We start from the raw sequence: 20,844 nt of genomic DNA on the forward strand, positions 1-20,844 counted from the left end.
CGGCCCGGGGCCCCGGGTCTCGCCAGGGGCCCCGGGGACGGATCAGACCGGGCTGACCACGTTCAGGACGCGGATGGCCTCGGGAACGAGGACCTTGGAGTTGTTCGACCAGTGCGCCCAGATGCCGCGCTGGTTCTTCGGGCGCCCGTTGGCGCCGAACAGGTGCGGCACCAGCTCCACCGCCATGCCGATACGGTCGACGATGATGAAGCCCCGCCGGTAGTCCCCGAACAGCAGGATCAGGTTGGCCCCGCTGCCGGAGGCCTCGATCGTGCCGTCCATGGACGACAGCTCGCGGGCCGCGTAGCCGATCAGCTCCGGCGGCTGACCGTTGGCCAGGCGCGCCCACAGGTCGCCGGCGTAGCCGGACTTGCCGGACGCGGCACCGCGGATCTTGTTGTAGATGGACTTGTTGCCCAGCCACGAGCCGCGGGCGCGGAACCGCGGCGGCAGTGCCTCTTCGATGGCGAAGATGTCGTCCGGCACGGTCAGGGCGCCGGCCGCACCGGTCTGCCCGACCTTGGAGCCGGCGGGCAGGGTGGTGACGATGCCGCCGGCGTTGGTGCCGGTGCCGTCGCCGAGGGTGAAGCTGGTGGCCTCTTCGGTGTCCTTGGCGTCCTGGAGCAGCATGGTGATCTCGCTGCGCATGGCGTTCCAGGACCGCTCGACGTCCGTGGTGAACGGGACGAAGCCCTGCACCGGGTTCGTGTCGACCTCGGGCTGTCCGAGGGTGGGCGACGAGTCGGGGGCCTCATCCGTCTCCGCGCCGCGGGTGACGGTGACGCCGGCCGCGGTGACGCCCTGCCAGGTCTTGCCGACGATCTGCTCGACGCGGGCGACCTCGCGCAGCGGGTTGATGGTCCCGTCCGAGGTGAGGATCACCGTCGGGTCGAGCTGGAAGGGGACGGCGAAGCCGCCGGAGGCGTCCACACCCAGGGACAGGGCGCGGGACTCCTCCGCGGTGAGCCCGTTCACCGACAGCCGCGTCATCATCTTGCCGAACGCCCGGTTGTAGAGCGGGCTGCCGGTCTGGAGCATGCGCCGGGCGAGGGTGCCGTCTTCGTCGTCGATGGTGTCGACGAGGTAGGCGGCCCGCTCCTGTGCGGCCTCCCGGTTGGCGACGCCGGGGAAGGCGGCCTGCTCGATGGCGCGCATGGCCCGGTCCCGGTACAGGGTCGGCAGCTCTTCGATGCTGCGGGCGTGCCGGCGGACCTCGGCCAGGTCGTAGATGTTCTCCGGCCGGCGGATCTGGTTGGGGGCCTGGCGGCCGCCGCCGAATCCGGCGCGCGTGTTGTCGACCCGCTCGGTGGCGCCCTCGGTCCCGGCAAGCGCGGCGAGCTGCTCGGCGCGGGCGGAAGCGGCCTCGATGGCACGGTCGTGCTCGGCGTACTCGGTCTGGAGGCCGTCCCACTCGGTCTGGGTCTCCTCCGGCAGTACGGCGCCGGAGAACTCGTTGTCGATCTCAGCGAGCCGCGCCCGGATCTCACTCTGGCGCGATGCCCGCTCTTCGACCGTCATCCGGTCGTCCATGGCGGTTCCCTCCTGGGAAGTCGTTCGGGTTGTCGCCGAGTGCGTGGTCTGCGGCTCGGGTGCGGCTCCGGCGGGGGCGTCCTGGCGGGTGGCGGCTCCAGTGCTGGTGGCGGCTGGAGTACCGGTCGCGGAAGCGTCGTCCCGGCCCGAAGTGCTGCTGGTGCTGCCGGCGGCGGCATTGCTGCCGCCGCTGGGGGTCGTGGGCGCTGCGGGCCAGCTGGCGGGGATCATCTCCGCCAGGCCGAGCGCCTTGGCACGCTTGACGATGTGGGCGCGGATCGCGTCGTGGGATCCGCTGCCGCGGCCGACAGCACGGACCGCGGCCTCGAGGTCGGTGCGGCCGTGCGAGTCGAGGGGGCGTATCGGGTACGAGCCGTCCTCCATGGCCCAGCCCTGTGAGGCCGCGTGCTGGCGGGCGGCCGTGTCCAGGTCGGCGGCGTTCGCGGTGTCGATGTTGCCCTGGTCGACGGTGCTGGCGGCCCGTACGCCGAGGATCTCCGCGTCTTGGTAGGCGGGGATCGGGGTTGGTCCGTACTCGATGAGTGCGATTTCCTGCCGGGTCACCAGCGACAGATCGCCAGAACGCGACGGCAGGTAGGGCCCCTTGGGGTCAGAGCGCAGGAAAATGCCGGTGAAACTCTGCCCGGTGATGTCACCGTTGCGGATCGACTCCAGGATGTCGTCAGCGAGCTGAGTGCGGTTGTACTGCGACTCGGTCAGCAGCCCCCGCCCGTCCGCCTTGATCATCACTGGCCTGCCCAGGGGCACCGATGCGCGCTCCGAAGGCGTTCCGTGAAGAGTGCGGCCGTGGTTATAGAACACCCCGACCGCGCGGCTACGCATCGCCAGGCTCTGCTCGAACGCGGTGCGCGAGATCTGCTCCTGGTAGTGGCCGTCCTGGTCGCGGATCTCGGCCGGGCTGTCGAACACCGCGGCGTAGGCGCGGACGGTGCGACCGTCGCCGCCCTTCGCGCGGGACACGATCTCGATGTTGTCCAGGGGCACCACACGGGAGTACAGGCCGTCCGTCTCCGTGTAGCGCCGAATCCCGTCCTCGCCCTCGACGATCCCGTCGAGGATGCTCCGGACGCGACGCTTGTCGTCGCTCACGGGTTGACTCCTTCCGGTGTGGTGTTCTCCGTGGGGATCGGCTCCTGACCGTCCGACGGCGGCTGCAACTGCACGCTGGTCAGGCCCGTGTGGACCAGGCGCGTCCAGTCGTTGTTGATCAAGGCGTCCACGGCGGACTTCGCGGTGAACCCGTCCCGCACCAGCGCGGCGATGGTCTGCGCCTGCTCCTGCTGGATCCGCGCCAGGTCGCCGGCGTCCTCCCGCATGAACGCCACCGACTTGGTGTCGAACCACAGGGCCGTGCCGGAGTCAGGCGGGGTGAGCAGCGCTTCCAGGCTGGAGGCGGCGTTGCTCCACAGGTGCTGCATGGTGCCGTCGGCGAACCGGCGGCGGGCGGCGGTGAAGTTCCCGGCGTTCAGCGAGCTGCCCTGGAGGCCCTCGGAGAAGCCCACCCAGGACGGGGGGACGCCGGCCGCGGCGGCGAGCCTCGATTCGCCCTTGCCCTGGGTGGCGGCGAAGTCGAGTTCCTTGAAGTCCTTGCCGATGACCTTCGGGTCCGCGCCGCCGCCCAGGTAGAGGGTCTTGTAGGCGTTCCAGGCGCCCTGATGCTCGGACTCCATCAGCTCTTTGAACTCTTTGACCTGCGCCAGCGTGACGGACGGGTCGAACTTGATGGCCAGGTTCGGGGTGGCCGCGTTGGTGTAGAAGCGGGCCTTGTGCTCGGTGGCCAGGGAGTCAGCCTGCATCTCCCGCAACACCGGAGTGATCCACGACTGGCCGAGGAAGTGGAAGTCCGGGTCCGGCAGCGGCGCGTAGTGGGCGATGCGGCCCTTGCTGCCGTCGATGGGGAAGAACTGCATCGGCCCGGACGGCGGGTCGTACACGTGCCCGACGACCTCGACATCGGCCGCCTGAGAGGGGAAGTCGGCCATCTCCTTGGAGCCGAGGACGACGATCACCCAGTCCGGGCGCAGCCGGTTCAGCCGGTCGGCGCGGGTGCGGCGAATGTAGGAGTTCCCGGCGAGGGAGGCGTCGACCTCCATGCGGGCCAGCAGGTCACCAGTGGTGCCACCGGGCCAGGGCCGCTCGAGCACACCGAGTTCGGGGTTGCCGAACAGCTGGCCGGGCTGCCCACCGTTGAAGCGGGTCCACTGGAAGCGGGCCTGGGAGAACACCTGAAGCCGGGCGACCACGAGCGAGAAGACGGGCCCGTTCGACTTGTATGCGGCGGACGCCGTGAACGCGATCTGCTCTTCGTCGATCGTGCTCATCGTGGTCTGCACGAGCGGGTAGCTCGTGCCGCCGAAGGAGAAGAGCTGCGCCCACTGGTCCAAGCCCAGTGGCGCGTCCCGCTGCTGCGGGGCCAGGGCGGCGTTAACGCGGTCGAGCAGCCCCACGGCGGCCCTCCTGCCATCCGACCTTCACCGCGGTCGCCGACCACACGACGGCCAGCCACAGCACGGCGAACGCCTTCGCAGCCAGCCAGCCCAGCCCGAACAGCAGTCCCGCCAGCACAGTCAGGCACGTGCGCCAGAACTTCACCTGCCGCGCCCGCTCACTGATCTCCTCGACCGGCACCCGGTCAGCCCACACCGCCACGCCGCCGCCCTCCCTCTCAGCTCCAGATCGCGAACGGCGCCACCGGCTCCGTCACCCCATGCGCAGCGAACCCGTGCCGCGCCAGCGTGATGGCCGTCAGCGGGGAAATGTCGTTCAGGCTGTTGCGGTGCGACCACGCCCAGGCCTCCGCCAGAGGCCTGGTGCCCGCACCTTCCACGGCCTTGTTCAACGGCGCCTGATCCGCGTGCGCCCACCGGCCGTTGTTGACGTCGTCGGTCAGCGCCCCGCACGCCTGCGCGTACTCGCGGCTGCCGACCAGATGCAGCCGCCACTCGCCGCCCACCGGCTCCGTCTTGAAGCCGCGCTCGTTCATCTCCTTCTCCAGCGACCCGGCCGGGCCCGCCGGATTCAGCACCACCGCGCACGGCCGCCACCGCGAAGCCAGCTCGACGAGCCGGTCCATGAGCCAGCCGGTCCCGGTCCGGTGCTCGACGAGCTCGCCGTGCATCAGCCCGTCCGCCCGCCGGCCCGCCACGGCGATCGCCGCCATGGATCGGTCTGGTGTCACGTCCACGGCGATCGCCACCGGGTCCTGCACCTGCGACTCTTCGTCCGCGCAGGCCGCCCATGCCTCGACGGTGATGGGGATCAGACCGCCGACCGGCTCGTCCCACCAGCCCATGTGCTCGCGAGCGAACTCCGACGGCGGCAGCGCCCGCCGCTCGGCCGCCATGAAGTCGATGCTGATGCGCCGCCCCAGCTGCGGGTTGGCGATCTGCCACAGCTCCGGCTTGTCGCAGCCGCAGCCCTCGGTACCGAGCGCGTGCGTGCACTTCGCCCCCGCCGCACACACCTGCTCCTGGGGCGGCGCGCACCACTCGAAGTACGCCAGCCGCGCATCCTTGCCCGCCCGGCCGCGGTCCCGGATCCCGCGCAGCACCGCCGACTCCGCCAAGCCGGCCGACGACCCGTACAGCACCTGCGGATCCGGCCGCGCCGACAGCGTCGGCAGCATCGCGCCCATGTGCATCGGCTGCAACGCAAACGCCTCGTCCAGGATGACCTTGTCCCCGGACAGGCTGCGCCCGCCGCCCTTGGTGCGCGTCTTGAACAGCAGCCGCCGGTCCCCGTACAGCTCGATCGCCTCATCGCCGTTGCCGCGGTGAATGTGCTTCACCTGCCGCGACAGCGATGCACAGCCGGTGATCAGGATTTCCAGATCGCGGAACGCCTCCTCCGCGGCGAGGAAGTTGTGCGCGCTCCAGATCACCAGGCGTTCCTCGGTCAGGAACAGCCAGCCGAGCGCGGCCTGCTTCATCAGGCCCGTCTTCAGGTTCTGCCGGCCGACGACGGTGGCCACCTCGAAGCAGGCCGATGTGCCCCGCTCATCGAGCGCGAACAGAGCATCGAGGATCATCTCCTGCTCCGGGTCCGGCCCGAACCCAGCCAGCCGCGCCAGATCCGCGACCTCCGGCCCCAGCGTGCTGCGCCACTGCGGCTGGCTGCGGTACGCCGGGTCAACCAGAACGCTTACGGTCACGCCGCGCCCTCAGCTCATCCACCGGATCCGACGCCGTCTCGACACCCTTGAGCGCCTCGCCCAGCGCGGCACGGAACTCCTTCGCCAGCGACGCCAGCGACGACCCGGACTCCCGGCCGCCCGCATCGATCCGCCGGGCCAGCGCCAGCACCACCCGGCCAGCCGCCGAGTCGAGTCGGCCCGCCGCCTTCAGCTCGGCGCGGACCGCATCCGTCAATGAGTCCGTGTTCTGGCGTTCGGCGGGAGCGGGTGACGTTACGGAACCCGTTCGTTCGCTATCGGCAGGGCGCCGGTGGGCGCGCATCCGGCACCGGTCCGAGCAGTACTTCGCCGTCTTCCGCTGTGCGTCGAAGGACTTCCCGCAGCCGCCGCACTGCTTCTCCACGCTCGCCCCCTCACCTGCCAAGAACGCCCCAAAGGACTTTGGAATAAGGGGAGTTGGGGCATTGACGCCAGCCTGGCCGAGCAGGATGATGGAACCAGAGGCAGAACAGAGCCCCCGGGAACGGAACACCGACCGGAGCGAGCCGGAAGCCTCACAACCTCAGATCACCTGAACGCCCCACCGGAGAAATCTGGAGGGGCGGCGTTACATGACCAGAAAAGCCAGGGAGAGAAATCCTGAATGGGGGCGGGGTCAGGGAGCGCCAAGATCACGTGGCGGACCCGCCCCCCTACCCCTCCGCTCTCTGCCTCTGACCTGCGACGATGCATGATCACCATTGGCGGGAGGTCTTCCACCTGCGGTTTTGCCGGGCGTTGCGCTTGCGCGCGCCTGCGGCGCGGTTGCAGGAGGCGTGAGCCATGCCGTTGTACCCAGAGCGGTCGTCGGTGTGGTCCAAGTCCAGGCTCTGGCCACGCAGCATGGGTAGGCCACAGCGCGGACAGGGCTTGCCGTATGCGTCGGGCAGGAGGGCGCGGCGCAGGGCCTGGTGGGCGTAGCCGTAGCCTGCGGCTGCGGTGCTCTTGGCCATGGGCTCACCTCGCTCTCACTGTGCAGTGATGCGTGTGCCGTCGGCGCGGTAGTAGTCGATGCGCTCGACCAGGGGCGTGCCATGCGGGCCCGTGGTGAGGACGGGTTCCATGCGGGTGGCGCCTGGCGGTGCGTGCGGATCAACGACACGGAGGACGATGGTGTGTTCGTCCTGATCGTGCTGGCCGATGATGCGTGCACTGATGAGGTCGGCTACCTGGTCGAGGGCGAGGCCGGCGACGAGGTCCCGGCTGATGAGGAGGCCCACGGTCATGCTGGTCGCCCGGTCCGTGCGACGTGACCGCCTCTGGTTTGGCCTGCCACCCTGAGCTGCTGCTGGTGGGCGCCCTGGCAGAGCTGGTGGGCGAGCCGGTTGTTGGCCCGGACGTTGGGGTTGCCGCTGGCCCACAGGGGGCGGGGCTGGTCGACGGTGCCGGCCCATGGGTGGGTGCCGGTGAGGGTGGGGTCCACGTGGCCGCCGCAGTGGCAGCAGGTGGTCTCTTCGGCGTGCACCTGGGCGTTGATGCGGGCGCGGTGTCGGGTGGCACGGTTGTTCCGGGCGCGGGCTGCGATGTCCCGTCCTCCACCTTTGCCGGGTGGTGTGGTGGGCGGGACGTCGGGGGGCTTGGGCATCGTCACCCCCGGATATGCCGGAGCCCGGCTCTGTGGCCGGGCTCATGAGGCAGTACGTGCACCATGACTGATGATGCGTGGCAATTGATCTGTGGTCAAGCGGCCTTGCTTGTGCGCATGGCGCTGGTGAGGTCTGCGAGGTCCCACAGTGCGCCGGCTTGGCCCGTGCTGCCGGGGGTGCGCTGGTAGTCGGCGGCGGTCACGCCGTGGCGCCGTGCCCAGCTGCGGAAGCTGGCGGGCTTCATGCCGAGCGAGTAGGCAGCCATGGTCGTGGTGACGAGGGCCCGGCCGTCACGCCCGGTGCTGGAGGTGATCACGTATCCAGTGTGCCCGTACGGTCAGCGGTGCCATGCTGGCCGCATGCGCCGTCTGATCCGCCGCCTGTTGAGCAGGCCCACCACCAGTGAGCGGTACGCAGCCCTTGGCTGCGCCATGGCGGAGAGGTTCGCCGAAGGGCTGCGTGATCCGCGTCCGCTGACTGCCGAAGAGATGGCCAACCTCACGGCGTACACGGGCGCTGTGGCCCGGCGGTCCTTCTCTGCGCTGTACGACGACGAGGACTGAACATGAGGTGGCCCGGACACCCAGCCGTGGTGCGGTGTCCGGGCCTTCATGGTGGGTGGGGCGACAGGGTCCGCTTCCGGTATGCGGCACCGGCCAGCACTGTCCGCCACGGGCGGGGGCTGGACAACCCATCCCTGTGCGTCGCCCCTAGTGGGAGTCCTCGCGGGATCAGCGTACGCGGCGGTCGACGTCGTGTCGTCAGTCGGCGTCGGTCATGAGGCGGTCGTAGTCGGCGCATTCGCAGCCGCAGTTGTGGGAGCGGCCGCATTCACAGGGCTCGCAGCAGATGTGGCCGCCGCAGAAGGTGCAGGGGAAGCGGCCGCAGTCTTCGCAGGGCATCAGGTCGTCTCCGTTCCGAAAAGGTCGAGTTGGTCGCCGCGGGCGCGCTGCCCGGCGTAGTGGGCGCGCAGGAGTTCGCGGCGTTCGTCGCGGCAGCACACGCAGTGGTCCCACATATCGACTGGTCGTCCGTCCGGGTAGAGGCGCCCCCACTCTTCCCACCACTCGCGGCCATCGGTGGTGATTCCGGTGAGCAGGGTGCCGCCGACGGTGGCGACGACCCAGCCGCGGAACCCGGTGTTGGCGAACCCTGGTGATGGCTGGTTGCCGCCGTACCCGTGGCGTTGGACGGCGTCGCCCAACTTGTATGGGCAGTGCGGCGGGACCTGGCGGCCCTTGGCCGTGGCGAAGGCCTCACGCAGGTGCTCGGGGATGTGGTCAGGCACCGGGTGGCGGGGCTGGGGCGGCGCGCTCACCGATCCGGCTCCGCTATCGGCTGGGCTTCGAGAACGGCGTCTGCCGTGGCCCGGATCGCGGCGCGGGCGGCGGCCACGTTCTGCTCCGGGGTGTCGGGCGCTCCGACGGTGGCGCGTAGGGCGGCGAGGGCCCGGCGCAGCGGCTCGTCGAGGACCAGCACGAGCCGGTCGCTGTCCGGCGCATCGTCCGGCTCGGCGGCGGCCCCGTCCGGCGCAGGCTGGGTCTGCTCGCGGCGCATTTCGTCGAGGTCGCGGCGCACGGTGTCTTTGCTGACCCCGATCTGGGCTGCGATGGCGCGGGTGCTCAATGTCGGGTCCTGGTCGGCGAGTTGGCGCACGAGCGCGCGCCGGGTGGCGACGCTCATGGCAGGAGGCTGGCTCACTGGCTCGCCTCCGGAGGCTCAGTGGCGTGCGCCACCGGCGCACCCGAGGTGGTCCGGTGCGTCAGTTTGCGGCGCATGTCGGCGTCCGGGTCGTCGAGTTTGTCGACCGTGACGTCTTGCCACCTGTTGCATTTCAGCTCTTTCTGGGCGACGGCTGTCGGCTTCCATTCGCGCTCGTTGGTCTTGCGCGTCCAGCCCATGACGTGCGGTTCTTTGGTGATCGGATGCTGAATGACGGCGTCGCTGAGGAAGAGCACGTCTCCGTTGAGGTAGCAGCGCCCAGTGCGGGTCACGGGCTGCGGCTCCTCGGCGGGCAGTGTGGGGCAGCCTTCCGCGTGTCGGTTGAAGCGCTTCGGGCAACCACACGGGCGACACGGATCCTCGACCTCATACCCGGCGACCGTCCATCGCTCGGCAGCCCGGTCCCAGATCACAGACCACATGTGGTGGTCGGTCAGGGTGCCGTCGAGGTCGATGCCGACCGCCATGCCAGCCGAGTGCGCGGCGTTGAGGGCGTCCGCAATGCTCACCCAGTGCGAGCGCTCGGTACGCGGCACGAACGTCACCGCGTCCTCGCTGGGGGCGAGCCAGCCCGCGACCTTCGCGCGCGCCTCCAGGTCGAAGAGCAGCGCCACGGGGCGCCCGTCCTCGGCGACCGCGCCGACCGTGAGCACGGGCTCTTCTTCCGGTGCAGGCTCCATGGCCACGTCGTACCGAGACACGATCAGCGGCTCGGCCTGGTGCTCGGCGAGCACCTCGTCACGGAAGGCGCCGACTACAGCGTCAGGCGTCTTGGGAGCGCAGCCAATCCGCTCAGCCCACTGCCCAACGATCCCGATCAGCGTGTCGCGGGCGCTCACCGGCCCTCACCGTCCTCAGCACCGTCGACCAGGAAAGCGATGGCCTGCTTGGCGGACATGAGCCCGTTGCGCTCGGAGGTCGCACGGCGGATCTGCTCGGCCTCCGTGGCATAGCCGTGCTTGTCGAGCAGTTCGGCCGCGTGCTTGGCGTGTCGGACCCAGGCTCCGTGGTCGGCGACGAGCTTGGCGGCCGGGACAGCGTCGATCCGCGACTGCTCCCAGGCGACCTTGCGCGCCAGGTGGACATTGTCACGGCGGACACGCTTCCCTCCGTGGCTGGTGCACGGCTGCCCGGCGGCTGAGCCGCACATGGGGCAGGCCACAGCGAGGGACGGCAGGTTCGGTGTGGTGTTCATGGCGGTCAGTCCTCGAATTCGGGAAGGCCGCGGGTGTCGAGACCCATGGGGAAGGCGGCGGAGTGCATGAGGTCCAGGGCCCTGCTCAGGGCCCGTGCGAGGGTGGCTGCGTCGCCGACGAGGGCGCGCAGCTCGGTCACGGCCGGCTCGGGGTCGCGGCCGCCGTCGATGAGCACGCGGCCCTGCTTGTGGGTGTGCTCGACGGGCCGCAGGGTCTGCTCAATGGCCTGCGGCAGCATGCGGACCGTGTAGGCGAGGGAGCCGATCGCGTCGTAGGCGTTCGGCGGGTACTGCCAGCCGTCGCCGGTGACGATCGTGTCGTGGTTGAAGGATCGGATGAGGTCGCCGGCCTTGGAGGCGGTGCGAGCAGGGCTGGTCATGCTGCCTCTCTCTGAGGGTCGTTGGGGGTCTGGCTTGGAGCGCCCGACGGGGGTCGAACCCGCACTTGGGGTGGGTATAGGCCACTGCCTCTACCGATTGGGCTACGGGCGCTTGGGCGGGCGACGCCCCGTGGCGGGGGATGAGTGGGGCGTCGCCCTGGGTGGCGGCCGGGCCGGGGGGAGTCGGCCCGGCCGCCAGTCTGTGGTCAGGCCCGGGTGAGCGTGAGCAGGCGCCGGTGGGCCTTGCTCTTCGTCTCGTCGTCGGCGCCTTCCATGACGGCGGTCGCGCGGAAGACTTCCTCCGTCATGGACTTCGGCGGGCGCCTCGGGGCGACGTGGTCGAGGTAGCCGGTGATGGCGCGCTCGGCTGCGTAGGCGGTGCGCCCGACGCGCTCGGTCTCGGTGCGGAACCTCTCGTCGAGGGTGCCGAGCCGGGCCGCGAAGTTGGTCTTCTTCGCATCGGTGGCGTCGTCGTCGAGGGGCCACAGGTCGCCGATCACGTCGTGGAAGTCGCGGACGGCGATGTCCGTGCGGGCGAGCGCGGTTTCCTCGGCGGCGAAGTGCTCGAAGTACTGCACGGACAGGCCGAGGGTGCGGCGGGCTTCCTTGATCTCCGAGGTGGCCCCGGCGGTGTGGCGCACGGCCCAGCGGGTCACGGCGTCGCGGACGGCGAAGCGTTCCGTGTTGGCGCAGACGGGCCGCCACGGGGTGACGACGCACTGGAACTGGCCTTGCCCGCTGTGGTCGTTCATGACCGCGACGTAGGGGACGACGATGTCGTTGATGCCGTCGGCGTCCACGGTCACGGTCTCGGGGAGGCGAATGCTGATGAACACGCGCTTCCCGCCGCGCAGCAGCCCTGCGGACTCCCACACCACGTCGAAGCGGCCGACGAGTTCCTGGAGGAATTCGAAGCCCTGCCGGTTCTGGATCGGGCAGTACTTCCGTCCGACCGCGCCGAGCGCGGCGCCGGTGTCGGTGCGGACGGTGTGCCGCTGGTCGGCGTGCTCGCGCATCTCGCCCTGCCACTCGTACAGGGCGGGGACGGTGGTGACCTTGAAGTCCAGGCCGGACAGGGCGAGGACCTCGTCGATGTCCGTGGTGCCGCCGGGGATGATCTGGCCGAGGCCGTGCCAGGCCGGGGACGACGCGTACAGGGCGATCGTGCCGTCCGCGCGCTCGTCGAGACCGTGCTGGGCGATGATCCCGTCGATCTGGCCCTGGGTGTTGCGGGTGACGGTGAAGACCTCGCCGCGGTCCCAACCGGTGAGGACCTTGTACCGGTCGGCGCCGATCATGCGGATCTCGCCCCGGTCGATGCGGGCCTGGAAGGCGCGCTGCTGCTGGCGGGCAGTGTCGAGCTGGCGGGTCTTCTCGGCGGCGAAAGCGGTGTTGACGTCGGTGACGGTCACGGTTCCCCCCTCAAGGGTGGTTGGTGTTCAGGCGCAGGCGGCCGAGCGAGTGATGGAGGCGCGGCGCACGTGGAACGGGCCGGGCAGTTCGCCCCACGGGTCGACGAGAGCGAAGCGGAGGTCCGGGACTCCGAACTCGTCCAGCGCCTGGCAGATCACGCACGGGCACGGGATGGCCAGCCACAGGCCGTGGCTCGACTCAATGGACCCGTGGTAGAGGACCAGGTCCCCGGGCTCGATCAGGTCGATGGAGCGGAACAGCGTGTCCATGGCCGGGTCCTCCTCACGGGGTCGTCGCCCGGGGCGTGTGCCCCGACCTCTGTAACCAGAGTACGACTATGTACGACTTTCCACAAGTGGTGGATCGTACTTTCTCTGCCAACACCCGTCCCAGTCAGAACCGTTGACCAGCCCTCGGCCGCAGCCTCACGACGCCCGGTTCTCCGTGAGCAGATACAGCCGCGTCCCCTCATAGCGGGCAGGTGCGCCGGTGCCGCCGTCCTCGCATAGGTCGTTGATGCACCAGGCGCGGGGCCGGTCGTCGTCGGCGCGGCCGTACACGGTGCGCTCCCCGCAGGCCAGGCACAGGGCGTGCCGGAAGTGCACGGACGGCCCGCGGAGCCCGAGCACGGTGAGCACGGTGCCGTGCCAGCGGCCCACGGTGCGCGTCACCTCCGACACGCGGTCGGCGTTCTCGGCGCCGGGCGGGATGGCCTTGAGCGCCCGGTACCAGGGCTGTGTGCGCGACGAGCCGCGCAGCCGCATGTCCAGGCCGATGGCTTCGACCTTGATGCGCTGGGACCAGGACACGGCTTCCAGCGATGTCGGCGGCCGGCTGCCGGGCGGGGCGTGGCCGCCGTCGCGGGGCTGGCGGGAGCGCAGGCCGAGGGTGTCGAGGCGGAGCAGGAGGCCGGGGCCGCCGTCGCCGGGGTGCTGCTCGTCGCCGGTGTAGCGGTCGACGAGATCGGTGACCAGGTCGTCAAGCGTCTGCATCAGGCTGCGGCCTCCTTCTTACGTGCCCACCGGGCTCTGCTGCGTTCGGACTCACACGCACGGCACGCCCGTTCGCCGCGCCTGCCGGGCTTCGGGTTGGGGCGGCGGTAGACGTTGTCTCTGGTCAGTTCGTGACCCTCGCCGCAGTGCGTGCGTGGCGGCTTCGTCCGGGAACCGACTCGCCGGTCCGTGCCCTTTGCCGGGGGCGCGGTCTCGGGTGCGTACCAGTGGGTGCGGAAGGTGCGTCGTGCGGTGCTGAGCCTGAACGTCAAGGCCCCGTAGCTGATGCCGAGAGCGTCGGCGGCCCGTTGGTAGTCGTCGTGTACGGCCAGCGCCACCACGGCATCCCGGTAGGTATCGGTGAGGACGGCGAGGATCTGTGGCATGGCCAGGCGCTCGACGAGCCCGTCCTCGGGGTAGGCCGGAGGCAGCGTCCAGTACTGCCGGAACCTCGGGGACGACGCGACCTCGTTGGTGCCGTCCTTGTCGCGCTGCCCGAACAGGTGTCGCATCTCGCGGACTTCGGCGTAGATGGCGTGCCAGCCGACCGTGAACAGGTCGTGCCACTGCGGCGGTTCATCGGCCATGCAGAGCGCTTCGGCGATCGCGGACCAGGCGATGTCGTAGCGGGTGGTGGCGTCGGAGGCCATGGACCGGTCGTAGGTGCAGGCGGCGGCGGCGAGCTTGTCGAGGTCCCGCATGGTGTATCCGTGAGCAACTGGCTGGTCGCGCACGAGGTCGTCAAGCGTCGCCATCGGCGGCCCCGTCCGTGCGGGCGACGGTGATCTCGACCGTGCGCCGGTATGTCGCGGCTACGGTCCGCGTGTGGGCGACGACCAGAACCGTTTCGTCGGTCTTCGAAGCGGCGCCATCGGCAAGCGCCTCGGCTTGCTCCCTGTTCCAGTGGCCTCCGCACTGCGAGGCCGTCCCGCCCGACTGGAGTTCGACCGTGAACCACTGCTCAGGCATCGGTGGTCCTCCCGCGCGGTCGCCGCCTCAGATCATCCGCTGATGCAGGTCCCTGCTCTGGCATTGCGCGCGGCGGATCCCAGTCGGGGTAGCACTGCGGACACACATCCGACGTTCGGTTCGCAGGAGTGCCCTTCTTCGTGCTCATGTGCGGGAAGCGCCAGCCCTGGTTGTAGGCACTGGCACGAGCCTCCATGGCGGACTCGAAACCCAGCTCGGGATCGTCGGCCGGTTTGTGCTCAGCGCCGCATCCATTGCAGACAAGGAAGTACCTGTACGGGGCGTACCGAGTGCTCACTTGACCTCCTCTTCGATGCCCCGCTTGGGGTTCTTCGGCCGCTCTGCCTCGAATGAAATGACCAGCTCGGTGTCGTCGCCGTGGATGTGCACGTCACCGGTCCGAACGCCCTTGGAGGCGAGCTGCCCGCGCTCGCGCTCGGCGACGGCGACGGCCTTCATGACCTCCGTGTGGTGGGCGGGGCTCTGCAGCGTCCACTCGTGCCGGTCGATGGTGACGATGCGGTGGTCAGCGTCCATCGGTGTTCTCCTCGTCTGCCCAATGGATGACGGCCCCGGCGTAGTCGGCGGTGATGACGTCAGCGGTGAGGAAGGCGGTGAGGCCAGTTTCGGTGTCGGCGATGATGCGGCCGGAAGGGAACTGGACACCGTGGATGTCGGGTTGGTCGGGAATGATGGCGACGAAGCGGCGGGCGAAGCGGATCTGATCCGGGGCGTCGGCGCGTGGCTCGACACTGTCCGGCTCGATAGTCAGGCTGCTGTGCGTCAGCCACGGTGAGCCGCCGTGGGTGACCTTGTGCCAGCCTTCGCCGGCCTCGTCGTCGAGGTAGAAGGTCTCGCCGCCGTACTCGACTTCGACGGCCTTGCGGCGCATGCCGACGAAGGGGCGCGCCCAGTACATGGGGAACGCGGTGTTGTCGGCGACGGTGGCCGTGATCTGGCGGGCGGCGCAGGGCTCGCCGTTCCACTGGGTGTCGGTCATGCGGCCTGGTCTTTCTGCTTGAGGTCGTTCTCGTTGGCGGGGGTGCCGTAGCCGGGCTCGATGACGAGGGCACGGCAGCAGGGGACGCAGCGGCGGCGGCCGAGGCGGGAGAACAGGCCGGGCATCCACCAGCGGCGCCGCAGCCCGCACACCGCGCGCGCCGGGATCAGCCGGGCCTCGTCGATGGCGTCCCGCATCTGCCCGGGACTGATGCGCTGCCCGGCGACGGCGTGCAGGCGCCGCTCCTTGCCGCACACCAGCCACCAGCAGTGCTGGTTCTCCGGGATCGGGTGGCACGTCATTTGCGGCCTCCGGTGGCGTTGATCTGCCGGGCGACAGCGAGGGCTTCGGGTGCGGCGCTGCGGTAGGTGAACTCGGCGAGGGTGTAGGTCTCCTGCTTCGCCTCGCGTTCCAGCCAGTCGGCCAGCGCCTTCCCGACGCCGGGGTGCATGGCGCAGATGTACTGGGCGATGTGCGGCGGAACGTGCGGATCGGTGGTCGTGGTGGCGACGCAATACGGCACGCCGATGTTGCTGATCGACTGCGGGTACGGACGGTCCTGCTCGTTGACGATGTACCAGGAGCCACGGCAGTCTCCGAGCGCTTCAACGAGGCCACGCAACTTGTCGGCAGCCTGACGGAGTTCTTCGGCGGCGGTGCTGCTCATAGGTGCGTCTCCCCTCGCGCGAGGGCACGGTTGGCTTCCTGCCCGGCGGCACGCTCGGCGACGTCGTGGCCCAGGTACTTGGTGAGCTGGCCGAGGACCGCGCGGGCGGCGGTGTCCATGGGGCGGCCTGCCATGAAGTGCTTGTGTCCGGCGGCGACGTGCGTGGCGATGTTCACCAGGCCGAGGAACAGGGCGGTGGGTACGAGTTGGTCGCCGGGCCACTCGACGCGTGCGCCGTGGTAGCCCTTCAGCAGTTCCTCAAGGGACAGGGCGGCCGTTCCGAGCCCGTACTGCGGGTCGTCGGCGACGATGACCTCGCCGCCGGGGAACTCGGCGCCGTGGATGATGCGGCCGTTGTGGTGCAGGCGGAAGCCACGGGTGAAGGCGGGTTGCATCGTCACGGCCTGGTCACCTCCAGGCGCCAGCGCCCGCCGCGGTCCTGCTGGGTGGCGACGACGTGGTACCCCGCGGCGCGGAGTTCGGCCGTGATGCTGTCGAGCTGGTCGGCCTCGCCGGGCCCGTCGTAGAAGACGTGCACGGCGCGGGTTCCGGCTTGGGCGACGCGGACGCCGGGGTCCCAGTCGCCGCCCTCGAACTCGGAGAACTCGTGGCCCTGGTCGATGAGCAGCCGCTCGACCGACGCGGCTCTGATACGGCGTCCCACCTCAGGCCTCCCTCATGCGGTCGAGGTCGGCGAGTGCCTGCTCCCACGTCTCGAAGCGGACCGCGCGGTCGTCGAGGTACGCGGTCGCGGGCAGCTTCCGGTTGGTGACGAGGATGCGGTCCCTGTTGTTCCAGAACTCGCAGATGGATTCGCCGGGCGGCTCCCACGTGATGTTGAAGTCGCCTCGCTCGAACAGCCAGTCGGCTACCTGCTCAGTGCTCCGGCTCGTGAAGATGAACACGGCGTCGTGCTCCATGAGGGTGCGGAGGCCGTCGAGGGCGCCGGGCATGGGCGGGTCGTAGATCGTGCCGTCCTGCCAGCCGCGCGAGTACTGGTGCACAACGCCGTCGAAGTCCACTGCGATGGTCATCGGTCAGACCTCCTTCGGGGTGTCGCGTCGGCCGCCGCGCGGGATGGTCCGTAGGTCCCGGGCGCGGGCGAGGTTGGCGTCGGTGATCCCGAAGGGTCGGAACAGACCGCAGCGGGCGCACTTCCCGTGGATGTCGTGGTCCAGGCGGGGCATGGTGCATGTGCAGGTGGAGTGGGCCCGCTTGATCGATGAGCAGTCCCGGTGATACAGGCCGCGCTCGCCCTGCCACCAGCGGGCGCGTGGTCCGTCCCACGAGTGGGAGATGTTGACCTGGTCGCCCTTGGCGGAGCGTCCGCCGCACCAGGTGCAGCGGGTGAGCAGACGGCGCCGCCACTGCTGGAGCGGGTGTACCTGCAACCGCCAGTGGTGAACGTGGAAGCGCCACGTGCGTCCCGGATAGATCGCGCAAGTGGTGGAGTCGTAGCCGGACGGGTCTCGATGCCACACGGTGATCAGGGGCGGGAAGTAGAGGCCGCGCCCGGCGAGCACCCAGAACGCGCCGCCGATCTTCCAGCGGGTTCCGGTGCGGGCCGCTTGCTCGGTCTTCCAGGCTTCGCCCTTGGGCCAGGGGCGGCGGATCTCGAACGCGACGGTGAGCGGATCATGCATGGTCAGGCCTCCATCTCGTGCGGGAGGCGGCATCGCGCTTCGGGGCCGGCCAGCCGCTCGTCGAGGCTGGCACCGCTGGCGAGCACGTCCAGGACGCGGGCGTGCTTCGCCTCGACGTGCGCGCCAAGCTCGGAGCGGGGGAACTCCGGGGCGCCAGTGCAGTACGGGCAGGCTTCGGTGGCCTCGCGGGTGTCGCCGTCGAGGGCGTACCGCACGGCCTCCCAGGTGTCGTACTCGGCCTCTGCGCGGGCGAGTTCGTTGGGCAGGCCGCGGGTGGGACACGGTTCTGTGGGCATCAGGGCGCGGACGCGCGCGACAGCGGACTCGGCCCGACATGCTCGATCCTCCGCCGCCTTCCGCTGCCGTACGGCCTCGGTGACGGCCCACTCGGCATCGTCCAGCCGGGCGTGCAGTTCCTCGCACCGCCTTCGCAGACCGTCCTCGGCGATGCCACCGTCGGGCGGTACCAGTGCCGCGGCGAGACCGTCCGGCTCCTGGTGGGGCGTCGCTCCCGTTGCCCAGTCCGCCCACACAGTCCGGCCCATCTCGCCGTGCGCGCTCGCATGGTGGCTGCCGTACTCGCCCTCGCGGTGCCCGGCGCGGAACACGCAGCGCTTCAGGCTGACGTGTTCGCTGACGAGCGTCGCGGTGCACGGGGGAAGGTTGGCGTGCGCGACGGTGACGTGCTCGTCGATGCGGTTGCGGGGGAACCGCTCGTCGCAGTGAGGGCATTCCTCAGTGACCCAGTCGTCCAGCTCCGGAACGGCGTCGGGCACCGGGATACCGGGGCCCCCCTCGCGCACCTCCGGGTGGTGTTCGCGGATGTGGTCGCTCATCAGCGTGCGCGGGATGAGCGGGCAGTCCTCGCACCACGGGCACGGATCCCGTACCTCGATACCTGCCAGCGCGCCTTGGTTCGGGGTCGCGCACTGGCCCTCGCCCGGGTGCTGTCGTACGCAGTCGCCGCAGGTCGGGCAGGCGTGGTCCGGGTTGGAGCAGCTGCTCGCGTACGCCCGGCCGTGCTGCATCGGCTGGCTGCTCGCGGCCGGGTACACGGCGACGGAGTCGGACCAGTGGAATCCGTGCTCGTCGATGTGGTCGCCGCGGTGTTGCGCCGCACGGATGCACAGGCGCGGGCTTGCTTCGTGGGCGGGGTACTGCGCGGAGCACTCGGCAGCGGCAAGCCCCGGGTCTTCCGCCAGGGCCTCGCCCAGGACGTCGCGCAGCTCGGCACCGGCGGCCCGTACGAGGAACATCGACGAGCCGTGTGCGGCCTGCCAGCGGTCGGCCAGCAGATAGGCACGTCCGGCGGCGGCCCGCGCTCGGTCGTCCGCCCACACGACGCGGGTGGCGCCGTCGTGGCCGTGGACGGAGAGCATCAGGTCGAGGCTGTCCCACACCGAAGTAGACGGCCGCTCGCGCCAGCGAAGGGCCATGGTCCCATCCGGCCACTCCACACCGTCCGCGACGGGCCCGGGCCCGCTCACTCCGGTGACGTCGCGGTCTCGCTGGAGGACGAACAAGCGGGGTATCGCGTCGCTCATGCCTCGGTCACCGCCTCGAAGCTGGTGGCGAGTTCGATGCAGCGATCGCGGGTGGTGGTGTCCTCCGCGATGAACTCACGGAGTTCGTCGTCGGTGCCCTTCGTCTCCGCGATGTCGGACCAGCGGTCGAGCTTCTCCTGAGCGCGTTGAGCGGCCTTCCGCAGCTCTCCAGCCACGGCGGCCGGGGTGGCCCAGGCGTCGTCGGTGACGATGTCCGTGCCCTGGCGCACGCACTCGGTGACGTAGCCGAACAGCGTGTTGATGCGCATGAACGCACGCCGGTCGTAGAAGGCGGCCTTGTAGAAGACAGCGACACGGCGACGGCCCAACCGGTCCACGACGTACGACCACATGTCGTGGTCGGCAGCCTCCCGCTTCCAGCCTTCGGGAAGGGTGGCCGACTGGAACAGCGGATCCCCGGGCGTGGGCTCGCCGAAGGTAATGCCGAGGGCCTCGAAGGCGGCCTGGTCGTCGCCGTTGAGGTCGGTGGGCAGCTGCTCGGAGTTGACGAGCTGCGCCTGCCCGGCGCGCTCCTGCTCAGCGATGGCCTGGTCGCTGCCGCCGGGGCCCATGCTCGCGGCGAGGATGAGCATCGCTTCGGCCGGATCTTTGGCGGCCTTCTCGGTGTTGCGGATCATCGCAGGGTTCCTTCGGGCTGGGGCGTAGCGGTGCGCTGGCGCGGGATGGGCAGGGTGAGCGTCGTCTCGGTGTCGGGGTCGAGCAGCTTCGCGACCGGGATCCGGGGGATCTGCAAGGTGTCGTCGTCCGGCAGTGAGGCGGCCGGGTTGACGAGGGCGATCTCGGCGCCGTTCTGGCGGGTGCCCCAGCCGTTGCGGCGCAGCGTGGCCAGCGAGTAGAGGCGCAGGGGCAGCAGCATCACCAAGTTGAGCAGGGCGTACAGCGGCGCGGCGGCGAACGTGCCGATGCGGTCGCGGAACGGGACACCGGGCGCGCGGCGCAGGTAGTGCACGGAGCGCAGCCACGCCATGGCACACACGTAGCCGGTGTAAGCAGCGAGGATCGTCCAGCCCGCCGGGTGCACGGCGACCACGACCAGGGCGGCGAGTAGGGCCGCGGTGAATGCGAGCCAGGTCACGAGTTCGACGAGGTTGAGCCACCAGAACGCGCGGCACACGAGCCGCAGTTGCGCGGCCAGGAGCAGGCCCTCACGGAAGAAGCTCTTGCCCCAGCGGACCTGCTGGCGGGCGTAGTGGCCGAGCCGCTCCGGCACGTCCGTACGGCCGACGGCGGCGGGCTGGATCAGCGACTGGCCCTCGGTCAGGCAGTAGTAGGTCAGGCGCCGGTCATCACCGAACGTGGCGGGCTTCCCGAGGAAGGTCTGGCCGAGGAAGTCATCGAGGTGCTTGCGCACGACCCAGCCGCGGTAGACGACCAGCGAGCCGCAGGCACACAGCACCGAGCCGAGCCGGGAGTAGGCGACGCGTTCGCCGAGGAACGCGTTGACGTACCGCATGTCGATGAGCCGGGTGAGGAGGTTCCGGGTGCGGTTGTTGGCGAGGACGAGGCCGGTGACGCACATGACGCGTCGGCGGGCCAGCGGGCGCAGCAGCTCGGCGACCGCGTCTATGTCGAGGACGGTGTCGGAGTCGACGCACAGGTACACGTCCGCGTCCGGCCGGGCCTTGAATCCGGCGGCGAGCCCGTGGCGCTTGCCCCGGTTGACGGGGAACCGGATCAGCTCCAGGGCAATCCCGGCCGCCGTGAAGCGGGCCCGCAGTTCCTCGGTCACCGCCTGGGCGTCGCGGGTCTTGGAGCAGTCGTCGATGACCGTCAGCGAGTCGGGCCGGCGGGTCTGGCCGAGCAGGGAACGCAGGCAGCGGCGCAGCATGTCCGGGGACTCGTTGTAGACGGTGATGACCGCGTGGACGGTCAGGGGCGGCCCCTCGCGGAAGGCTGCCGGGGGTCTGCGGCGTAGCGGCAGCGACAGCAGCAGTTTGGCGAGCAGCAGGCTGCCGACGGCTATGCCATAAAGGCTGAGGTGGGTGTGCAC

The 20,844-nt window shown here is 70.3% G+C and carries 32 protein-coding genes and 1 pseudogene; 1 reads left to right on the forward strand and 32 read right to left on the reverse strand.

Annotated features, from left to right (window positions below; genetic code table 11):
* Positions 1-42: 42 nt before the first annotated feature.
* The 9 genes from OG390_RS17220 to OG390_RS17260 form a co-directional block, all read right to left on the reverse strand.
* Positions 43-2,640: a phage major capsid protein gene (locus tag OG390_RS17220; protein ID WP_406168891.1), complete on the reverse strand. Its 2,598-nt coding sequence runs from the start codon at positions 2,638-2,640 to the stop codon at positions 43-45.
* Positions 2,637-3,998 carry a phage portal protein gene (locus OG390_RS17225; RefSeq protein ID WP_406168893.1) on the reverse strand — a complete coding sequence of 454 codons (1,362 nt, stop codon included), beginning with the start codon at positions 3,996-3,998 and terminating at the stop codon, positions 2,637-2,639. The genes OG390_RS17220 and OG390_RS17225 overlap by 4 nt, the downstream gene beginning before the upstream one ends.
* Entirely contained in the window at positions 3,976-4,200 is a 225-nt protein-coding gene (locus OG390_RS17230; RefSeq protein ID WP_406168895.1) for a hypothetical protein, read from the reverse strand. The genes OG390_RS17225 and OG390_RS17230 overlap by 23 nt, the downstream gene beginning before the upstream one ends.
* 16 nt (positions 4,201-4,216) lie before the next feature.
* Complete coding sequence (locus tag OG390_RS17235) at positions 4,217-5,701, reverse strand: terminase (protein WP_406168897.1); 1,485 nt, start codon at positions 5,699-5,701, stop codon at positions 4,217-4,219.
* Complete coding sequence (locus OG390_RS17240; protein ID WP_406168898.1) at positions 5,679-6,086, reverse strand: hypothetical protein; 408 nt, start codon at positions 6,084-6,086, stop codon at positions 5,679-5,681. The genes OG390_RS17235 and OG390_RS17240 overlap by 23 nt, the downstream gene beginning before the upstream one ends.
* 331 nt (positions 6,087-6,417) lie before the next feature.
* A complete protein-coding gene (locus OG390_RS17245; protein ID WP_406168900.1) occupies positions 6,418-6,675 on the reverse strand; it encodes a hypothetical protein in 258 nt (85 codons plus the stop codon).
* Between the two features lie 15 nt (positions 6,676-6,690).
* Positions 6,691-6,948: a hypothetical protein gene (locus OG390_RS17250; protein ID WP_406168901.1), complete on the reverse strand. Its 258-nt coding sequence runs from the start codon at positions 6,946-6,948 to the stop codon at positions 6,691-6,693.
* Positions 6,945-7,307 (reverse strand): hypothetical protein, encoded by a 363-nt coding sequence (locus tag OG390_RS17255; RefSeq protein ID WP_406168903.1) that lies wholly within the window; start codon positions 7,305-7,307, stop codon positions 6,945-6,947. Before OG390_RS17255 ends, OG390_RS17250 begins: the two co-directional genes overlap by 4 nt.
* A gap of 95 nt (positions 7,308-7,402) precedes the next feature.
* The gene (locus OG390_RS17260) at positions 7,403-7,624 is read right to left on the reverse strand and encodes a hypothetical protein (protein WP_406168904.1); all 222 of its coding nucleotides are present in this window, start codon (positions 7,622-7,624) and stop codon (positions 7,403-7,405) included.
* A gap of 43 nt (positions 7,625-7,667) precedes the next feature.
* Between OG390_RS17260 and OG390_RS17265 the strand changes: the two genes are divergently transcribed.
* Positions 7,668-7,871: a hypothetical protein gene (locus tag OG390_RS17265; RefSeq protein WP_406168906.1), complete on the forward strand. Its 204-nt coding sequence runs from the start codon at positions 7,668-7,670 to the stop codon at positions 7,869-7,871.
* Between the two features lie 198 nt (positions 7,872-8,069).
* Here the strand turns inward: OG390_RS17265 and OG390_RS17270 are convergent, their stop codons facing one another.
* The 23 genes and pseudogenes from OG390_RS17270 to OG390_RS17380 form a co-directional block, all read right to left on the reverse strand.
* Positions 8,070-8,210 (reverse strand): hypothetical protein, encoded by a 141-nt coding sequence (locus OG390_RS17270; protein WP_406168908.1) that lies wholly within the window; start codon positions 8,208-8,210, stop codon positions 8,070-8,072.
* Positions 8,210-8,626, reverse strand: a complete 417-nt coding sequence (locus OG390_RS17275; protein ID WP_406168910.1) for a hypothetical protein — start codon at positions 8,624-8,626, stop codon at positions 8,210-8,212. The genes OG390_RS17270 and OG390_RS17275 overlap by 1 nt, the downstream gene beginning before the upstream one ends.
* The gene (locus tag OG390_RS17280) at positions 8,623-8,991 is read right to left on the reverse strand and encodes a DeoR family transcriptional regulator (RefSeq protein ID WP_406168912.1); all 369 of its coding nucleotides are present in this window, start codon (positions 8,989-8,991) and stop codon (positions 8,623-8,625) included. Before OG390_RS17280 ends, OG390_RS17275 begins: the two co-directional genes overlap by 4 nt.
* A 14-nt stretch (positions 8,992-9,005) precedes the next feature.
* On the reverse strand, positions 9,006-9,869 hold the full coding sequence (locus OG390_RS17285; protein WP_406168914.1) for a hypothetical protein: 864 nt from the start codon (positions 9,867-9,869) through the stop codon (positions 9,006-9,008).
* Entirely contained in the window at positions 9,866-10,225 is a 360-nt protein-coding gene (locus OG390_RS17290; protein ID WP_406168915.1) for a hypothetical protein, read from the reverse strand. Before OG390_RS17290 ends, OG390_RS17285 begins: the two co-directional genes overlap by 4 nt.
* 5 nt (positions 10,226-10,230) lie before the next feature.
* The gene (locus OG390_RS17295) at positions 10,231-10,605 is read right to left on the reverse strand and encodes a hypothetical protein (RefSeq protein ID WP_406168917.1); all 375 of its coding nucleotides are present in this window, start codon (positions 10,603-10,605) and stop codon (positions 10,231-10,233) included.
* Between the two features lie 35 nt (positions 10,606-10,640).
* Positions 10,641-10,717: pseudogene (locus OG390_RS17300) on the reverse strand.
* A 94-nt stretch (positions 10,718-10,811) separates the two neighbouring features.
* On the reverse strand, positions 10,812-12,017 hold the full coding sequence (locus tag OG390_RS17305) for a DUF932 domain-containing protein (RefSeq protein ID WP_406168919.1): 1,206 nt from the start codon (positions 12,015-12,017) through the stop codon (positions 10,812-10,814).
* Positions 12,018-12,044: 27 nt separating this feature from the next.
* The gene (locus tag OG390_RS17310; protein WP_406168921.1) at positions 12,045-12,287 is read right to left on the reverse strand and encodes a hypothetical protein; all 243 of its coding nucleotides are present in this window, start codon (positions 12,285-12,287) and stop codon (positions 12,045-12,047) included.
* 156 nt (positions 12,288-12,443) lie between these two features.
* Entirely contained in the window at positions 12,444-13,010 is a 567-nt protein-coding gene (locus tag OG390_RS17315) for a hypothetical protein (protein ID WP_406168922.1), read from the reverse strand.
* Positions 13,010-13,765, reverse strand: coding sequence for a hypothetical protein (locus OG390_RS17320; RefSeq protein WP_406168924.1), 756 nt, complete (start codon positions 13,763-13,765; stop codon positions 13,010-13,012). Before OG390_RS17320 ends, OG390_RS17315 begins: the two co-directional genes overlap by 1 nt.
* On the reverse strand, positions 13,752-13,979 hold the full coding sequence (locus OG390_RS17325) for a hypothetical protein (RefSeq protein ID WP_406168926.1): 228 nt from the start codon (positions 13,977-13,979) through the stop codon (positions 13,752-13,754). Before OG390_RS17325 ends, OG390_RS17320 begins: the two co-directional genes overlap by 14 nt.
* A 294-nt stretch (positions 13,980-14,273) precedes the next feature.
* Complete coding sequence (locus OG390_RS17330; protein ID WP_406168927.1) at positions 14,274-14,516, reverse strand: hypothetical protein; 243 nt, start codon at positions 14,514-14,516, stop codon at positions 14,274-14,276.
* Positions 14,506-14,979: a hypothetical protein gene (locus OG390_RS17335; RefSeq protein WP_406168929.1), complete on the reverse strand. Its 474-nt coding sequence runs from the start codon at positions 14,977-14,979 to the stop codon at positions 14,506-14,508. Before OG390_RS17335 ends, OG390_RS17330 begins: the two co-directional genes overlap by 11 nt.
* Positions 14,976-15,281 carry a hypothetical protein gene (locus OG390_RS17340; protein ID WP_406168931.1) on the reverse strand — a complete coding sequence of 102 codons (306 nt, stop codon included), beginning with the start codon at positions 15,279-15,281 and terminating at the stop codon, positions 14,976-14,978. The genes OG390_RS17335 and OG390_RS17340 overlap by 4 nt, the downstream gene beginning before the upstream one ends.
* Positions 15,278-15,646, reverse strand: coding sequence for a hypothetical protein (locus OG390_RS17345; protein WP_406168933.1), 369 nt, complete (start codon positions 15,644-15,646; stop codon positions 15,278-15,280). Before OG390_RS17345 ends, OG390_RS17340 begins: the two co-directional genes overlap by 4 nt.
* Positions 15,643-16,047 carry a hypothetical protein gene (locus tag OG390_RS17350; protein ID WP_406168935.1) on the reverse strand — a complete coding sequence of 135 codons (405 nt, stop codon included), beginning with the start codon at positions 16,045-16,047 and terminating at the stop codon, positions 15,643-15,645. The genes OG390_RS17345 and OG390_RS17350 overlap by 4 nt, the downstream gene beginning before the upstream one ends.
* Positions 16,044-16,310, reverse strand: coding sequence for a hypothetical protein (locus tag OG390_RS17355; RefSeq protein WP_406168937.1), 267 nt, complete (start codon positions 16,308-16,310; stop codon positions 16,044-16,046). The genes OG390_RS17350 and OG390_RS17355 overlap by 4 nt, the downstream gene beginning before the upstream one ends.
* Position 16,311: 1 nt before the next feature.
* Complete coding sequence (locus OG390_RS17360; RefSeq protein WP_406168939.1) at positions 16,312-16,680, reverse strand: hypothetical protein; 369 nt, start codon at positions 16,678-16,680, stop codon at positions 16,312-16,314.
* A gap of 3 nt (positions 16,681-16,683) precedes the next feature.
* Positions 16,684-17,289 (reverse strand): hypothetical protein, encoded by a 606-nt coding sequence (locus OG390_RS17365; protein WP_406168941.1) that lies wholly within the window; start codon positions 17,287-17,289, stop codon positions 16,684-16,686.
* Positions 17,290-17,291: 2 nt separating this feature from the next.
* Positions 17,292-18,833, reverse strand: a complete 1,542-nt coding sequence (locus OG390_RS17370) for a hypothetical protein (protein WP_406168943.1) — start codon at positions 18,831-18,833, stop codon at positions 17,292-17,294.
* Positions 18,830-19,471 carry a hypothetical protein gene (locus OG390_RS17375; RefSeq protein WP_406168945.1) on the reverse strand — a complete coding sequence of 214 codons (642 nt, stop codon included), beginning with the start codon at positions 19,469-19,471 and terminating at the stop codon, positions 18,830-18,832. Before OG390_RS17375 ends, OG390_RS17370 begins: the two co-directional genes overlap by 4 nt.
* Positions 19,468-20,844 carry a glycosyltransferase gene (locus OG390_RS17380; RefSeq protein WP_406168947.1) on the reverse strand — a complete coding sequence of 459 codons (1,377 nt, stop codon included), beginning with the start codon at positions 20,842-20,844 and terminating at the stop codon, positions 19,468-19,470. Before OG390_RS17380 ends, OG390_RS17375 begins: the two co-directional genes overlap by 4 nt.

This window comes from Streptomyces sp. NBC_00996 (assembly GCF_045162675.1).
Classification (GTDB): domain Bacteria; phylum Actinomycetota; class Actinomycetes; order Streptomycetales; family Streptomycetaceae; genus Streptomyces.

What these genes read in the sequence shown, in the direction of transcription:
- OG390_RS17340 (WP_406168931.1), bottom strand. Translation starts at nt 15,281, where the DNA reads ATGACGTGCCACCCGATCCCGGAGAACCAGCACTGCTGGTGGCTGGTG.
- OG390_RS17280 (WP_406168912.1), bottom strand. Translation starts at nt 8,991, where the DNA reads ATGAGCGTCGCCACCCGGCGCGCGCTCGTGCGCCAACTCGCCGACCAG.
- OG390_RS17360 (WP_406168939.1), bottom strand. Translation starts at nt 16,680, where the DNA reads ATGACCATCGCAGTGGACTTCGACGGCGTTGTGCACCAGTACTCGCGC.
- OG390_RS17365 (WP_406168941.1), bottom strand. Translation starts at nt 17,289, where the DNA reads ATGCATGATCCGCTCACCGTCGCGTTCGAGATCCGCCGCCCCTGGCCC.
- OG390_RS17265 (WP_406168906.1), top strand. Translation starts at nt 7,668, where the DNA reads ATGCGCCGTCTGATCCGCCGCCTGTTGAGCAGGCCCACCACCAGTGAG.
- OG390_RS17370 (WP_406168943.1), bottom strand. Translation starts at nt 18,833, where the DNA reads ATGAGCGACGCGATACCCCGCTTGTTCGTCCTCCAGCGAGACCGCGAC.
- OG390_RS17345 (WP_406168933.1), bottom strand. Translation starts at nt 15,646, where the DNA reads ATGAGCAGCACCGCCGCCGAAGAACTCCGTCAGGCTGCCGACAAGTTG.
- OG390_RS17270 (WP_406168908.1), bottom strand. Translation starts at nt 8,210, where the DNA reads ATGCCCTGCGAAGACTGCGGCCGCTTCCCCTGCACCTTCTGCGGCGGC.
- OG390_RS17295 (WP_406168917.1), bottom strand. Translation starts at nt 10,605, where the DNA reads ATGACCAGCCCTGCTCGCACCGCCTCCAAGGCCGGCGACCTCATCCGA.
- OG390_RS17245 (WP_406168900.1), bottom strand. Translation starts at nt 6,675, where the DNA reads ATGGCCAAGAGCACCGCAGCCGCAGGCTACGGCTACGCCCACCAGGCC.
- OG390_RS17255 (WP_406168903.1), bottom strand. Translation starts at nt 7,307, where the DNA reads ATGCCCAAGCCCCCCGACGTCCCGCCCACCACACCACCCGGCAAAGGT.
- OG390_RS17375 (WP_406168945.1), bottom strand. Translation starts at nt 19,471, where the DNA reads ATGATCCGCAACACCGAGAAGGCCGCCAAAGATCCGGCCGAAGCGATG.
- OG390_RS17320 (WP_406168924.1), bottom strand. Translation starts at nt 13,765, where the DNA reads ATGGCGACGCTTGACGACCTCGTGCGCGACCAGCCAGTTGCTCACGGA.
- OG390_RS17310 (WP_406168921.1), bottom strand. Translation starts at nt 12,287, where the DNA reads ATGGACACGCTGTTCCGCTCCATCGACCTGATCGAGCCCGGGGACCTG.
- OG390_RS17325 (WP_406168926.1), bottom strand. Translation starts at nt 13,979, where the DNA reads ATGCCTGAGCAGTGGTTCACGGTCGAACTCCAGTCGGGCGGGACGGCC.
- OG390_RS17315 (WP_406168922.1), bottom strand. Translation starts at nt 13,010, where the DNA reads ATGCAGACGCTTGACGACCTGGTCACCGATCTCGTCGACCGCTACACC.
- OG390_RS17250 (WP_406168901.1), bottom strand. Translation starts at nt 6,948, where the DNA reads ATGACCGTGGGCCTCCTCATCAGCCGGGACCTCGTCGCCGGCCTCGCC.
- OG390_RS17335 (WP_406168929.1), bottom strand. Translation starts at nt 14,979, where the DNA reads ATGACCGACACCCAGTGGAACGGCGAGCCCTGCGCCGCCCGCCAGATC.
- OG390_RS17330 (WP_406168927.1), bottom strand. Translation starts at nt 14,516, where the DNA reads ATGGACGCTGACCACCGCATCGTCACCATCGACCGGCACGAGTGGACG.
- OG390_RS17290 (WP_406168915.1), bottom strand. Translation starts at nt 10,225, where the DNA reads ATGAACACCACACCGAACCTGCCGTCCCTCGCTGTGGCCTGCCCCATG.